This window comes from Chryseobacterium sp. Marseille-Q3244 (assembly GCF_940807095.1).
Lineage (GTDB): Bacteria > Bacteroidota > Bacteroidia > Flavobacteriales > Weeksellaceae > Chryseobacterium.
Genome location: NZ_CALNWX010000005.1, coordinates 289131 through 302852, shown reverse-complemented (window position 1 = coordinate 302852; position 13722 = coordinate 289131). Strand labels below are relative to the sequence as shown.

Genomic DNA, 13722 nt, shown 5'->3' with positions numbered 1-13722 from the left:
TGAATTATGTTATTAAACAAAAAAATATCAGTCTGGTATTTCATTCGTGAAATAAAATCACAAATTCTGTTCATCGGAATATTTGCGATAGCGATCGGACTTCTGGATATGTTGCCATGGTTTCGGAAGATTTCACTTCCTCTGAATATTCCTGCTCTTTTGGGGACGGCGGTGTCTTTACTGCTGGCTTTCAGAACCTCTCAGTCTTATGAAAGATGGTGGGAAGCCAGAACGGTATGGGGAGCCATTGTGAATGATTCCAGAACATTTGTTAGACAGATTATTCAGTTTTTGCCGGCGGAAGATCATAAAACGGTCAGAGATTTTGCAGAAAGGCAGATCATCTGGACGTATGCGTTAGGAGAATCATTGAGAAAACAGCCTTTTTCAGATAAAGTTCAGAATTATTTGAAAGAAAACCAGATCAGTGCTGTTAATATTCCCAATGCCCTTCTGGATGGTCATTCCAGACAGCTTAAGGAAATAGGAAATTCAAAATTGACGGATTTCCAACAGATGCAGTTGAATGATATGGTGACAAGACTTTGCGACAGCATGGGAAAATGTGAAAGATTAAAGAATACCGTTTTTCCAAGATCATATAGTGTTTTAGTTCATACTTTGATCTATGTATTTGCGATAATCCTTCCATTTGGGTTAGATGACTCACAGCTGATTGTAGAAATTCTTGTTACTTTCCTGGTTCCGATTGTATTTATTACCATAGAAAAAACGTCTATTATGATGCAGGACCCATTTGAAAACAGACCGGTGGACACCCCAATGACTTCTCTGGCACAAACCATAGAAATCAATATCAGACAAATGATTGGTGAACAAAACGTTCCTTTGAAAAAAGAAAATACATCCTATTATGAAATGTAATTAAGTCATTAGCTATGGAAAATACCAAAACACAAATACAAACTCCCTCCGCAGCAAGCAGACATAAAAAAAATCTGTTGATTGTACTATGTCTTAGCGGAACTTATCTTATTGCTGAGGTCATAGGCGGAATTGTTACCAATAGTCTTGCATTACTAGCGGATGCCGCCCACATGCTCACCGATGTTGTAGGACTATTGCTTGCATTTATTGCCATAAAAATTGGCGAAAAAAAAGCAGATCCCTCCAGAACTTATGGATATTACCGTACCGAAATATTAGCTGCGGTTATTAATGCTGTTGTTTTGCTGGGAATTTCAATATATGTATTATTTGAGGCCTATAGAAGGTTTCAGAATCCACCGGAAGTACAAAGTAAATCCATGCTGATTGTAGCAGGAATAGGATTATTGGTAAATATTGTCGGAATGATGATCCTTAGAAAAGATTCAGAAGGAAGTCTGAACATGAAAGGAGCGTATTTTGAAGTACTCTCGGATATGCTCACTTCTGTTGGAGTAATGATTGCAGGAATTATTATGCTGACAACAGGATGGTATTATGCGGATCCATTGATTTCTGCAGCCATCGGATTATTGATATTTCCAAGAACATGGAGGCTGTTGAAAGAAGCTATCAATGTACTGTTGGAAGGAACACCAACGGACGTAGATATTCATGAATTACGAAAATCATTGGAACAGATTCAGGGAGTGAAGAATGTTCACGATTTGCATGTATGGTCGCTCACTTCAAGTGTGAATGCAATGAGTGCTCACGTTGTTAAAGATAAGGGAGTCTCTCCGAACCAATTATTAAAAACATTGACGGATACCACTGTTGAAAATTTTAAAATAAACCATACAACTTTTCAGATCGAGGAGGAAGGGTACGAAGAAAATGAAGTACATCTGTAATATTTTAAAAGATTAAAAATGAAAAAAGATATAGAAAACAAACTCATTGATAAAAATACCAAGCCAACCAGTATGAGGATTTTGGTATATGATTTTTTAAGCTCGCAGGACGCTGCCCTGTCTTTGTCTGAAATAGAAAATCACTTTGAGAATGCAGACCGAATTACCATCTACAGAACATTAAAAACCTTTGAAGAAAAAGGAATTGTTCACAGCATCCAGGAAAATACGACTACAAAATACAAATTGTGTGATGATGATTGTGATGAAAAAACACATAAAGACTGGCATCTCCATTTCTATTGTAAAATATGTAAGCAGACAACCTGTAAAGAAGATATTTCCTTTCCGGAAAACATACAAACCAATTTCCGGATTGATGAAATAAGGCTCTTTGCCAAAGGAATCTGTGAAAATTGTCTTGAAAGTTTGCAATAGCATTGCATCAGTCTCACCCCTAAATTTGTATAAAAATATCAGTTATGGAAAAATGCTGTAGTACAACCCCGGAAAAAAAAGATCCAAAAGGACATACTCATAATCATTCAGAAGGAGATGGACATAATCATGACCACGACGGACATGGTCACTCCCATGACACCGGAGATCAGAGCATCTTTCAGATGTTTCTTCCGGCGATTATATCTTTTGTAATTTTATTATTAGGAATCGCTTTTGACAACTATATAAAACCCGCCTGGTTTACAGGATGGGTGCGCTTAGTATGGTTCCTGGCAGCTTATCTCCCTGTAGGATTTCCAGTATTAAAAGATGCTTTTAAAAGTATTATTAAAGGAGATGTGTTTTCAGAATTCTTTCTGATGAGTATCGCTACTATTGGTGCCTTCGCCATTGGAGAATATCCTGAAGGTGTTGCGGTAATGCTTTTTTACGCAGTAGGAGAGGTTTTCCAATCAATGGCGGTAACCAGAGCCAAAGGAAATATCAAGGCTTTATTGGATCAACGACCAGATGAGGTTACGATCATGGAAAATAATCAGCCTAAAACCATTAAAGCTAAAGAAACAAAAATTGGTGATGTTATTCAACTGAAACCCGGTGAAAAGCTTGCACTCGACGGAGAACTGCTTTCTGATTCAGCATCATTCAATACAGCTGCTTTAACAGGTGAAAGTAAGCCGGATACCAAAAATAAAGGTGAAGTAGTATTGGCAGGAATGATTAACATGAACAGTATTGCTCTTGTAAAGGTAACTACTGCTTATGAAGATAGTAAATTAAGTAAAATATTAGAGTTGGTTCAGAATGCAACCGCTCAAAAAGCACCTACAGAATTATTCATCAGAAAATTTGCAAAAGTTTATACCCCAATTGTTGTAATTCTGGCCATAGGAATCACTTTCTTACCTTATTTCTTTGTTGGTGATTATCAATTTAGAGATTGGTTGTACAGAGCGTTGATCTTCCTTGTAATTTCATGTCCTTGTGCCCTGGTAATTTCTATTCCATTAGGTTATTTTGGTGGAATCGGAGCAGCCAGCCGAAATGGGATTCTGTTTAAAGGAAGTAATTTCCTGGATGCTATCGCAGAAATTCAGAATGTGGTGATGGATAAAACCGGAACCATGACAGAAGGTGTTTTCAAAGTTCAGGAAGTAAGCATGAATGCTGCGTTCAATAAAGACGAAATCATGCAGCTGGTTAACCTGCTGGAAAGTAAAAGTACACACCCTGTAGCCACAGCCATTCACAATTATGTAGGAGATATCAATTATTCCATTCCCATGGAAAATGTAGAAGAAATTGCCGGGCATGGATTAAAAGCGACTGTCAATGGAAAAGAACTTCTGGTAGGGAATTTTAAATTAATGGATAAGTTCAATATCAGCTATGATATTAACCATGCTAATATTGTATACACACTTATTGCGGTAGCGTATGATAAAAAGTTTGCAGGTTATATTACCATTGCAGACAGCATTAAAGCAGATGCTAAAGAAACCGTGGATAATCTTCATAAAATGGGAGTAAAAGCCACCATGTTGAGTGGTGATAAAGGGACTGTTGTAAAATATGTAGCCGATCAGCTGGGAATTGATAATGCATTCGGAGATCTTCTTCCAGAGGATAAAGTGAATAAAGTGAAAGAGATTAAAGCCAAAAATCAGACTGTAGCCTTCGTAGGAGATGGAGTGAATGATGCTCCGGTAGTGGCTTTAAGCGATGTAGGAATTGCGATGGGAGGTTTAGGAAGTGATGCTACTATTGAAACTGCAGATGTTGTTATTCAGGATGATAAGCCAAGTAAAATTCCGATGGCCATCAATATCGGTAAACAAACGAAAAAGATCGTTTGGCAGAATATTATCCTTGCCTTTGCTGTGAAAGCAGTAGTTCTTGTGCTTGGTGCAGGAGGTTTAGCAACAATGTGGGAGGCTGTATTTGCTGATGTAGGAGTTGCTTTACTGGCTATTTTAAATGCAGTAAGAATTCAGAGAATGAAGTTTTAAAGACCCAAAAACATACAACTATATTATATTAATGAAGGCTCTGCTGGCTACAGCAGGGTCTTTTTTTATGAATATTAATAAAATGTTTGTTGGAATACGCAAGGACGCAAAGGTTTCTACCTAAATATACATATTTAAGGCGCAAGAAAATCAAAGATTTTCAGTAAGAGAAACTTCCTAATTTGCCACTAATGCAAGAATAAAATGATTTTGTTTTCAAAAAGTCTTTTCTATGTATCTATGAGGTTTAATTTTTTTTAACCACATAGATGCATAGGCTTTGTGCGTAAGTAAGATTATTCATGTATACTTGGCATCAAAATATGCAGTTTTCAATTTTATCGCAGATAAAATCCTAGCGCCTTAAAACACAATATTTTAAAAACTCTTCGCGTCCTTGCGTATTCCAAAAAAAATAGCAACAAAGAAAAAGCCCTGTCGAAAAAAACAACAGAGCTTAACAAGATTAAACTTTTATAAAGAACTAAATTTTTTGTTTTGATAAGGCAAAGAAATTGAAATCCTCTTTCCCTATACTGAACTGATGCTCGCCAATTCTGGAATAGCCGTTTTTATCATAAAAATGTAATGCTCTCTCGTTAGAATTCAGAACGGATAACCAGATATATTGCTGTTCAGACCTTTCAAAAGAATCCATCAGTTCATCCATCAATGCCTTTCCTGCTTTTTTATCCAAAAACTCTTTCAGTACATAAATTTTCTGTAACTGAGAAACAGCGGTAGAATCAATAAACGCTGTTGGAGAATTAACTTTTAGTTTGGCATATCCAATCGGAAGTTCGTTCCAGAACGCAATCCAGAATTTATTATTAGGATTCTGAATACTATTCCTGATTTTAGCTACACTGAAGGTTCGTTCAAAATAATCAAATAGATCCTTTGGATCACGGAAATAGTCCGAAAATGTTTCTGTGAAGGTTATTCTTCCCAGTAGTGCAATATGTTGTGCATCTTCTATGGTAGCAGTTCTGATTTGGATCATGAGATAGATTCTGAAGCCTAATAACCAAAGGTCGTTATAATATCACAATGAGAACAGATACAGTTGTATGGATTTATTAGGTAACAGTTTTTTAAACGCGTAGATCCTTAGACTTATGCAAGTAAAATAATTTGTGTATTGGTGGCGATTAAATAGACAGGATTCAATTTTATTGCAGATATAACCCGCATAATCTTTAAAAACTCTTTGGAAAGATTCATTAATGACATTCATCATAAATGAGAGGTAAAACAGTTTTGAAGTAGTATATTTGTAACTACAGAACAGAAGAATTGAGATTATTCATTTCCATATTTATCATTTTTACGGTTGCAGTACGTCCTGTTCTGCCTCTGATAAACTATGCCGTGAATTATGATTATATTGTGAAAAACCTTTGTGAAAACAGAGGAATCCCTCAGTCTACCTGTAAAGGAAAGTGTTATGTGGAGAAAGAACTGGCAAAAACAGAAAAGCAGTCCAATACTTCACAAACGGTAAAGATTGCAGGATTGGATGTTTTTATCTCTAATGAAATCCTTTCTTTCCCGAATAAAAAAGATCCTGAACCGTTAGGTAAAGCTCCGGCTTCAGATTACTTTGATTCCTATTCTACAGACTATTTTTCAAGGATATTCCACCCTCCTTTAGTTTAATATTTATATTGAACTAGTATTTTAGTTTAAAGCTAAAATGGTTGTAAACAATTCATTATAGATTTACCTTAAAGGCCTTTTTAATTGGTTTTTATGCGATTTCAACGAATCGTATGGTTGTTTTAATGTATTGTTTAGTTCCGTAATTTTACTCAATAGTATTAATTTTAATTAATCATTAAAATGAAATTTCCAATTATTTTGACGGCTTTGCTGTCAATAGTCCTGTTGTCGTGTACAAAAGAACCTCAGGTCAAACATAAAATGAATATGAGCACTTCAGGGGAAAATATAAAAAATGTCCATGTAGTGAATGAAGAAGATCCTATTTGTCACATGAAAACGGCAGGCTCTTTAAAAGATACTGCAGTATATAAAGCTAAGGTATATGGTTTTTGTAGTTCGTATTGTAAAGATGAATTCAAAAAAAATCCTGAAAGCTATGCCAAAAAATAATAAGACTAAGGTTATTATTCCGATTGCCATTTTTGCTTTACTTTTCTTAGGGATAGGAGTGGGAATGAGTTACTTTAAAAAGAATCTTTATACGGTGATGAAGGTTCCTGATTTTGAACTGACAGATCAGAATGGTAAAAAAATAACCAATAAAGATATGCTGGGAAAGGTGTATCTGGTAGAGTTTTTCTTCAGTAAATGTCCTACGATATGCCCGGTGATGAATACGAATATGAAGGCCGTTCAAAACCAGATCAATAATCCTGATTTCGGTATTATTTCTATCAGTATAGATCCGGAAAATGATACTCCTGAAGCTTTGAAAGAACATGCTCAAAGGATTGGGGCTACATCTCCTAACTGGCATTTTCTGACTGGTGACAGAACATATATCGGTAAATTAGCAGATCAGTTCAATATCTATGTCGGAGACAAAGAAGATGATGCAGAAAGTCTTAATCATAGTGGAATGATTGCCCTGGTAGATGAAAAAGGGAACATTCGTTGCAGGTATAATAAAGAAAATATGCCGATTCTTTATTATTCAGGATTGAATTATGAGGATCCGGAAGGGAAAAATCCGAAGCTAAATGGAAAATATCATCCGGATAGAGAAATCCTGATTGAGGATATTAAGAAGTTATTAAATTAGAGGGAAGAAAGGTAGCTGGAAGTATTGATCGTTAAGCAATTCTTTAATTGTTTTTTAAATTTCAAGTACTTCTATCTTCCGGCCTCAAGCTTCCATTCTAAAAGTAAAATATTGTTTAACCATATAACAAAACATTATGAAGATTATGAAAATTGCTGCTTTAGGAGCTGTATTAGCAGCTCAGTTTACACTGGCTCAGTTTAAGCAAACTCCTTTACCGTATGCTTATAATGCATTAGAAGGATCAATAGATGCGCAGACAATGGAAATTCATTATTCAAAGCATGGTGCTGCATATGCTGCCAACTTGAATAAAGCCATTGCCGGAACTCCACAGGAAAAAGAATCTTTACTTAAAATTCTTTCTGAAACTTCCAAGTTAAGTCCTGCGGTAAGAAATAATGCGGGAGGACATTATAACCACGAGCTTTTCTGGACTATCCTTACTCCGGAGAAAAATACTCAACCTTCTGCAAAATTAGCAAAGGCTATTAACGAAACTTTCGGAAGTCTGGATGCTTTCAAAGAAAAGATGAGTAAAGCTGGTGCAGACCGTTTTGGATCAGGATGGGCATGGCTTGCCGTGGATAAAAACGGAAAACTTTTTGTTTCCTCTACCCCTAATCAGGACAATCCATTGATGGATATTGTAGAAGAAAAAGGAACTCCTATTCTGGGAATAGATGTATGGGAACACGCTTATTACCTGAAATATCAGAACAAGAGAGCAGATTATCTTTCTGCAATCTGGAATGTGCTGAACTGGAAAGAAGTCAGCAAAAGATATGATGAAGCTTTAAGCAAAAAATAATTAATGAAAATAATTTACAGCATACTCTTTATTGGCTATATGGTGTTCAGACCTCTGATCCCTTTGGTTGAGTATGCTGTAAATTATAATTATATTGTCAACACGCTTTGTGTCAATAAAAGCAAACCGGAAGTTCACTGTAACGGAAAATGCTACTTAAGCAAAGAGCTGGCAAAAACCACTGCTGATACGGAATCTACTCCTTTCAACAAAGCAAAGAATTCAGGACAGAAAATTCTTGATATGTACACGCTGCCTGAGATTGTAGAAGTTGCTATCACCGGAAAAATTATTGTTTCCAATTTCAATTTTCTCTACGAAACAGATTATTCTTTTCTGTTTCTGAAACACATTTTCAAACCACCTGTTTTTTAGGATTCAACTATTCACTTATAGAAATTAACCACAGAAGTTACCAAAGTTTATTTAGCAGATTGTAAATAGGCTTGGAATCTTATGCTTATACAGTTCATAAAACTTGAAAATATTTGATTTTCATAAAGCCTAAGTGTATTTCTCAACAATTCATTTATACCTCTTAAATAACTTAAGTGTTATATAATCTTTGTGTCTTTTGTGGTAAAAGAGGATGTTTTAACATTCAAAGTATTTCTATTGTATTATCAACTAAAAAAATCAACAATGAAAATGTATCAACTTTTTGTAATGAGTGCACTGTTGATGGTTGTTTCCTGCACCCTCGACAAAACAGATTACGAAAATGAAACCAATACAGCTGTTCCGGAACTCTATGAATTTAAAGAAGCAACAGCTGTAAATAAAGATAATTATAAAATAAGTATTGAAACTTTAAACGGAACATTTTATAAAGGATATAATGAAATCAGAGTAAAGGTCATCAATACTCAGACGAATGAAAATATCAATGCTTCGGAAGTTACTTTTTTACCCATCATGACGAAAGGTGATGGAAGCAAAACTTCATGTCCCTATCAATACATGCTGAACTATAAGCCAGATGGTGAGTACTATTTGGGGTATTCCGTATTTATGGATAAAAGCAATGCCCTGGCAAATTGGAAGCTTTATTTGAGTTTCACGGTCAACCAGAAGACATATGCCATCAATAAAGATATCGCGGTGAATGAACAGGGGAATAAGAACCTTAATATGACTTCTTTTACGGGAAATGACGGTGAACAATATTGTATTGCACTTATTGCACCTCAAAAACCGAAAGTTGCAGAAAACAGCTTGATAGCAGGAATCTATAAATACAATAAGCCTGCTGTATCTACAGGGAATTTTCCCGATCCTATACAGTTTTCCTATTCGGAAGTGAAGGACTATACTCTGCAATTGGATCCAAGAATGCCGGAACCTTCCATGGGAAATCATTCATCTCCCAATAATCGGGATTTAATACAAGGGAATGACGGATTGTATCACGGTATTGTCAATTATACCATGACAGGAAACTGGACCTTAAATTTTATCATGCTGAACCAAAATGGCAAAATCATCAAAGGAACTAAGGTTTCTACTGATTTTACACCGGGTGTTCCGGGCGTTAAAAGTGAACTTTTTATTGATACTTTATTCTAATTTCATGAAGCAGTTTGGAATTATATTAATCTTTTTGGGAGTTATTATCAATGCCCAAAACAGAAAAGTACGAAAAGATAGTATTGCTCATTTAGCTGAGGTAAAAGTAAAAAGCAATAAAAAGAAGATTGAAACGGATATAAAAATGGCCGTTTCAGTAGATGAATTTCTAGCATCTTCTGACAAAATAAGCTTTATAAAACGCGGAGCATATGCTTGGGAGCCCTTACTCAATAATATGAGTACGGAAAGATCTGTGATTACTCTTGATGGGATGCGCATTTTTGGGGCATGCACCGATAAAATGGATCCGGTTACTTCCTATCTGGAAAGCAATACGCTTTCAGCGATAGATATAAAATCAGGTCAGGAAGGGAGTTCTCATGGGGCAACAGTCGCCGGAAGTATTGACCTGAAAAGAAAAAGTACACCTTTTGGTCTTGAAAAGAAGTGGAGTGGGGCTTATCAGACAGGCTTTGAGTTCAACAATAAACAGGTTTTCAATCTTGGAAATATATCTTATTCCGGGAAAAAGCTTGTAGTGGATGGAAATATCTCCTTTCGGAAAGCAGGTAATTATTATGACGGGAATGATGCTGAAGTGAATCACTCTCAATATAATAAGTTCAATACCGGAATTGGAATCGCTTACAAGACAAGTCCCTTATCTTCAGTGAGAGTGGATGCCATTTTCGATATGGCAAAAAATGTTGGATTCCCTGCATTAACAATGGATTTATGGCTTTCCAGGGCGATGATTACATCAGCTTCCTATAAGCAATTGTTTAAAGAAGGGTTGATTAAATCCTGGGATACAAAAATCTATTTCAATACCATAGAGCATTATATGGATGATACAAAACGTCCTGAAAATCTTGTTCACATGGATATGCCGGGATGGAGTACTACGTATGGATTGGTTTCTTCGGTAAATCTTAAAAAAGAACGGTATACCTCAGACATAGAGCTTAATGCATACAATAATGTATCCATTGCAGAAATGCGCATGTATCCGCAGGATCGTAAGAACAGAACAATGTTTGCCTATAGCTGGCCTTGGGTTACCACCCGTTTTGCCAGTTTCTCGATGAATAATAAATGGGATATATCTGATAAAAGCCTTTTGAGTTTCGGCGGATCCTTAGGACTGAACTATAATGAGTCCAAATATGCAGAATTCAACTGGATTTTTCATCCGGGAGCATCTCAACAAAAAACAAGAGTTCTTCCTAGCTTACATGCAGCGTATCAATTTACAGAGAATCACTTTAGCTTTTCTGTAGGTACAGGCTATGGGCATAGAGCACCTTCCGTTTCAGAAGGATATGGTTATTATATCTACAACAGCTTTGATCGCTATGATTACATTGGAAATCCTGATCTGAAAAATGAAATTTCTTATGAAACCAATGCCAGTGCAGGTTTTAAAAATGAAAAATTGAGTATTGAAGCTAAGGTAAATTACTTCTATATTCAGAATTACATCATTGGGAAAATTTTAAGTCTGGGAAGCCCTATGAATTATCAATCGGTAGGAGTGAAGGCCTATACTTCCCTGGATCATGCAACACTTTTTAATGTGTCTCTGAATACAAGCTATAGCATTATCCCTGATCTACATTGGAAAGGAACACTGACGTATGCAAGAGGAAGAGATGATAAAGGAAAAAACTTACCTTTCATCCGCCCTTTGAGCTATCTGACCTCTTTACATTATACCCATCGTAATTTTGGAATTCAGACTTCTGTACATGGAGATTGTATCCAGCTTAATTACAGCCCGGAATATGGAGAAGATCAAACACCAGCTTACGCTGTCTGGAATTTTTCCATGGATTATACTTTCAAAATTAAAAAACTTAAAACGGTTTTTCAGGTAGGAGCCGAAAACCTGCTGAACAAATATTACAGCACCTATGCAGATTGGGGAAATATCCCAAGAATGGGGCGTAACATCTTCACATCTTTAAAATTCAATTTTTAAGGATCATAAAAACTTTAATTAAAACAACAACTTAAAATTTTTAAAATGCAAAGCTTAAAACAATATCTACTATTATCAGCTTTTTCATTAGGAGTCATTTCATGTCAGAATAGTGATGATAACCCTGTTGCCAATAATGTAACACTTGAATTCAATAATACCTTTAAAAACAGAACCATTGTTCTTGGTGATGCTACTTCCGTAACAGCTACTACCAATACTTCAGCAGAAGGACAGGTTCATCATTTTTCAGAATTGAAGTATGTGATAAGCAATATTCGTCTGGTAAAAGCAGATGGCAATGAAATTCCTTATAAAGTTAACGATCTGGATCAGGGAGCTACGGTAATTGACCAGTCAAAACCGGAAACCCTTCGTTATTTACTGAGTAATATACCCGCGGGAGAATATAAAAGGATCAAATTCGGATTAGGAGTAAAAAGAGAATTGAATGTACTGGATCAGGTGAAATTTCCAAAGTTCTATGCAACAGCAGGAGCCAATGATACCCAAATGATGTGGGAATGGGGAGCAGGGTATCGGTTCACCAAAATTGAAGGCTTTTATGGAACAGATAATAAACAGATGTCCATTCATACCGGAAGCACTATAAAAGGATCAGAAGGCAATTTTACCCAGGGAGTAGATGCTTACAGAGAAGTTACTTTAAATCTTCCCAACAATGCCATTGTGGACAACAAAGCTCCTAAAATTACTATTCAAGCTGATTTTGATAAGCTGTTGACAGGAAAAATTAATACGATTCTATTAGTTACAGGAACAGGATCAGATGGTAATGCAACCCCGAATATTCATACCGCTAATCAAATGATAAAATTTGTTGATAACCTGGGAGGAAACGGTTCGAGTGATATTTCTGGAATGTTTTCAGTGAGTGGTGTTGAAAACTAGGCTGTTCTCTGTAGTAATGAAAAAATCATTATGCATTTTAGCCATTATCATTCTGTTAATCTCTTGTAATAATGATTATTATGAGCCTATTGCTTATGATAATCCACAAATTCCATTCAATATTCCACCTGGATTCCCAGAACTAAATGGTTCGACCAATTCTAATAAGCCTACTCAATATGGAGTAGAGCTGGGTGAAAAATTATTTCATGAGAAAAGGTTCAGTGCAGATAATACAATTTCCTGTTCGAGTTGTCATATTCAGGGGAATGCCTTTGCAGACAATAATGCCCAGGGAGTAGGGATTAAGAATAGAGTAGGACTACGAAATGTTCCTGCCATTCAGAATATGCTGTTTATGAAATTTTACAATTGGGATGGTAATATTCTTGAATTGGAAAAGCAACCGCTGGTTCCTATTATAACCCATGAAGAGATGGGGTCTTCTATTCTGGAAGTGATAGGAAAGATAAAAGATGATCTGGCATATAAAGATTTATTCCGAAAAACATTTGGCGACGAAACTATTACTGCAGAAAGAATTTATAAAAGTATAGCACAGTATGAATATACCTTGATTTCTGCCAATAGTAAGTATGATAAGGTAAAACGGAAAGAAGATAATTTTACAGAAAATGAAGCGCAAGGGTACCAAACTTTTCAGGAGAAATGTGCAAGTTGCCATAGTACAGAGCTTTTTACCGATCAGAGCTTTAGAAATATCGGGTTTCCTGTAAATCCGGATACCAATGAAGCTGGACGTGGAAGAGTGACCGGTATTCCGACAGATTATATGAGTTTCCGGGTTCCTTCTTTACGAAATGTAGAGTATACTGCGCCTTATGGAAGTTTTGGACAGTTCCCGACTTTGAGAGCAGTGCTTGATTATTTTGATAAAGGAGTTTTGGGTGCTGATAATCTTGATCCTGCCTTTAAAAATAATGGAAACAGAATTCCTCTCACAGAACAGGAGAAAATCAATCTTATCTTATTTATGAAAACATTGAGCGATTGTGAATTTGTGAACAATACTCATTAAGTAGAATAGAGAGATTCAACATGGATTAATTGTTTAAATTGAGTATAAATCCCGTTAAAACCTAACGGGATTTTTCATGTTTATGCATTGATAATCATTTTATTCTGCATGCCATCGTATCTGGAGAGAATTTTATATCTTTGGCGGAATTTGGTGAGCCATAATAAGCTCTTAAAAGGGAATCCGGTGAAAATCCGGAACAGACCCGCTGCTGTAAGCTCCACACCAAAGTTTTTGAAAAATAGATCCACTGTTTTTAGGAATGGGAAGGATTTCAAAAACGGAGTAAGTCAGAAGACCTGCCAGAAATAATAAACGTTTGACGCTTTCGTGGAATAAAGCTTAGGACAACAATGATTCTGTGCAGTGA

The 13722-nt window shown here is 35.9% G+C and carries 14 protein-coding genes and 1 riboswitch; of the genes, 13 read left to right on the top strand and 1 reads right to left on the bottom strand.

Annotated elements, in window-relative coordinates; all coding sequences use genetic code 11:
* Positions 1-6: 6 nt before the first annotated feature.
* Genes NBX25_RS11590 through NBX25_RS11575 form a run of 4 tightly spaced genes read left to right on the top strand, consistent with a single transcriptional unit; the run spans position 7 to position 4273 of the window.
* Positions 7-885, top strand: a complete 879-nt coding sequence (locus tag NBX25_RS11590; RefSeq protein ID WP_250253712.1) for a bestrophin family protein — start codon at positions 7-9, stop codon at positions 883-885.
* A 14-nt stretch (positions 886-899) separates the two neighbouring features.
* Positions 900-1802, top strand: coding sequence for a cation diffusion facilitator family transporter (locus NBX25_RS11585; RefSeq protein ID WP_250253711.1), 903 nt, complete (start codon positions 900-902; stop codon positions 1800-1802).
* A gap of 18 nt (positions 1803-1820) precedes the next feature.
* The gene (locus tag NBX25_RS11580; RefSeq protein ID WP_123869652.1) at positions 1821-2240 is read left to right on the top strand and encodes a Fur family transcriptional regulator; all 420 of its coding nucleotides are present in this window, start codon (positions 1821-1823) and stop codon (positions 2238-2240) included.
* Between the two features lie 44 nt (positions 2241-2284).
* On the top strand, positions 2285-4273 hold the full coding sequence (locus tag NBX25_RS11575) for a heavy metal translocating P-type ATPase (protein ID WP_250253710.1): 1989 nt from the start codon (positions 2285-2287) through the stop codon (positions 4271-4273).
* A gap of 484 nt (positions 4274-4757) precedes the next feature.
* Here NBX25_RS11575 and NBX25_RS11570 read toward each other — a convergent pair whose 3' ends face one another.
* Positions 4758-5276, bottom strand: a complete 519-nt coding sequence (locus NBX25_RS11570) for a GNAT family N-acetyltransferase (protein WP_250253709.1) — start codon at positions 5274-5276, stop codon at positions 4758-4760.
* 293 nt (positions 5277-5569) lie between these two features.
* Here NBX25_RS11570 and NBX25_RS11565 point away from each other — a divergent pair, with 293 nt between their 5' ends.
* From NBX25_RS11565 to NBX25_RS11525, 9 genes are all read left to right on the top strand, one after another.
* Positions 5570-5932, top strand: coding sequence for a hypothetical protein (locus NBX25_RS11565; protein WP_250253708.1), 363 nt, complete (start codon positions 5570-5572; stop codon positions 5930-5932).
* Positions 5933-6115: 183 nt separating this feature from the next.
* Positions 6116-6388, top strand: coding sequence for a YHS domain-containing protein (locus NBX25_RS11560; protein ID WP_250253707.1), 273 nt, complete (start codon positions 6116-6118; stop codon positions 6386-6388).
* Positions 6375-7040 carry an SCO family protein gene (locus NBX25_RS11555; RefSeq protein WP_250253706.1) on the top strand — a complete coding sequence of 222 codons (666 nt, stop codon included), beginning with the start codon at positions 6375-6377 and terminating at the stop codon, positions 7038-7040. The genes NBX25_RS11560 and NBX25_RS11555 overlap by 14 nt, the downstream gene beginning before the upstream one ends.
* Before the next feature lie 136 nt (positions 7041-7176).
* Positions 7177-7851: a superoxide dismutase gene (locus NBX25_RS11550; protein ID WP_123909210.1), complete on the top strand. Its 675-nt coding sequence runs from the start codon at positions 7177-7179 to the stop codon at positions 7849-7851.
* A gap of 3 nt (positions 7852-7854) precedes the next feature.
* On the top strand, positions 7855-8226 hold the full coding sequence (locus tag NBX25_RS11545; protein WP_250253705.1) for a hypothetical protein: 372 nt from the start codon (positions 7855-7857) through the stop codon (positions 8224-8226).
* 267 nt (positions 8227-8493) lie between these two features.
* Positions 8494-9417, top strand: coding sequence for a hypothetical protein (locus NBX25_RS11540; RefSeq protein WP_250253704.1), 924 nt, complete (start codon positions 8494-8496; stop codon positions 9415-9417).
* 4 nt (positions 9418-9421) lie between these two features.
* Entirely contained in the window at positions 9422-11401 is a 1980-nt protein-coding gene (locus tag NBX25_RS11535; RefSeq protein WP_250253703.1) for a TonB-dependent receptor plug domain-containing protein, read from the top strand.
* A 45-nt stretch (positions 11402-11446) separates the two neighbouring features.
* Positions 11447-12313, top strand: coding sequence for an MbnP family protein (locus NBX25_RS11530; RefSeq protein WP_250253702.1), 867 nt, complete (start codon positions 11447-11449; stop codon positions 12311-12313).
* Between the two features lie 16 nt (positions 12314-12329).
* Positions 12330-13352 (top strand): cytochrome-c peroxidase, encoded by a 1023-nt coding sequence (locus tag NBX25_RS11525; RefSeq protein WP_250253701.1) that lies wholly within the window; start codon positions 12330-12332, stop codon positions 13350-13352.
* A gap of 134 nt (positions 13353-13486) precedes the next feature.
* Positions 13487-13673: riboswitch (cobalamin riboswitch) on the top strand.
* The last annotated feature ends 49 nt before the right edge of the window (positions 13674-13722 follow it).

Bases quoted from the DNA above. Each gene is read 5' to 3' on its own strand.
- NBX25_RS11590 (WP_250253712.1), top strand. From the start codon at position 7: ATGTTATTAAACAAAAAAATATCAGTCTGGTATTTCATTCGTGAAATA.
- NBX25_RS11585 (WP_250253711.1), top strand. From the start codon at position 900: ATGGAAAATACCAAAACACAAATACAAACTCCCTCCGCAGCAAGCAGA.
- NBX25_RS11580 (WP_123869652.1), top strand. From the start codon at position 1,821: ATGAAAAAAGATATAGAAAACAAACTCATTGATAAAAATACCAAGCCA.
- NBX25_RS11575 (WP_250253710.1), top strand. From the start codon at position 2,285: ATGGAAAAATGCTGTAGTACAACCCCGGAAAAAAAAGATCCAAAAGGA.
- NBX25_RS11570 (WP_250253709.1), bottom strand. From the start codon at position 5,276: ATGATCCAAATCAGAACTGCTACCATAGAAGATGCACAACATATTGCA.
- NBX25_RS11560 (WP_250253707.1), top strand. From the start codon at position 6,116: ATGAAATTTCCAATTATTTTGACGGCTTTGCTGTCAATAGTCCTGTTG.
- NBX25_RS11555 (WP_250253706.1), top strand. From the start codon at position 6,375: ATGCCAAAAAATAATAAGACTAAGGTTATTATTCCGATTGCCATTTTT.
- NBX25_RS11550 (WP_123909210.1), top strand. From the start codon at position 7,177: ATGAAGATTATGAAAATTGCTGCTTTAGGAGCTGTATTAGCAGCTCAG.
- NBX25_RS11545 (WP_250253705.1), top strand. From the start codon at position 7,855: ATGAAAATAATTTACAGCATACTCTTTATTGGCTATATGGTGTTCAGA.
- NBX25_RS11540 (WP_250253704.1), top strand. From the start codon at position 8,494: ATGAAAATGTATCAACTTTTTGTAATGAGTGCACTGTTGATGGTTGTT.
- NBX25_RS11535 (WP_250253703.1), top strand. From the start codon at position 9,422: ATGAAGCAGTTTGGAATTATATTAATCTTTTTGGGAGTTATTATCAAT.
- NBX25_RS11530 (WP_250253702.1), top strand. From the start codon at position 11,447: ATGCAAAGCTTAAAACAATATCTACTATTATCAGCTTTTTCATTAGGA.
- NBX25_RS11525 (WP_250253701.1), top strand. From the start codon at position 12,330: ATGAAAAAATCATTATGCATTTTAGCCATTATCATTCTGTTAATCTCT.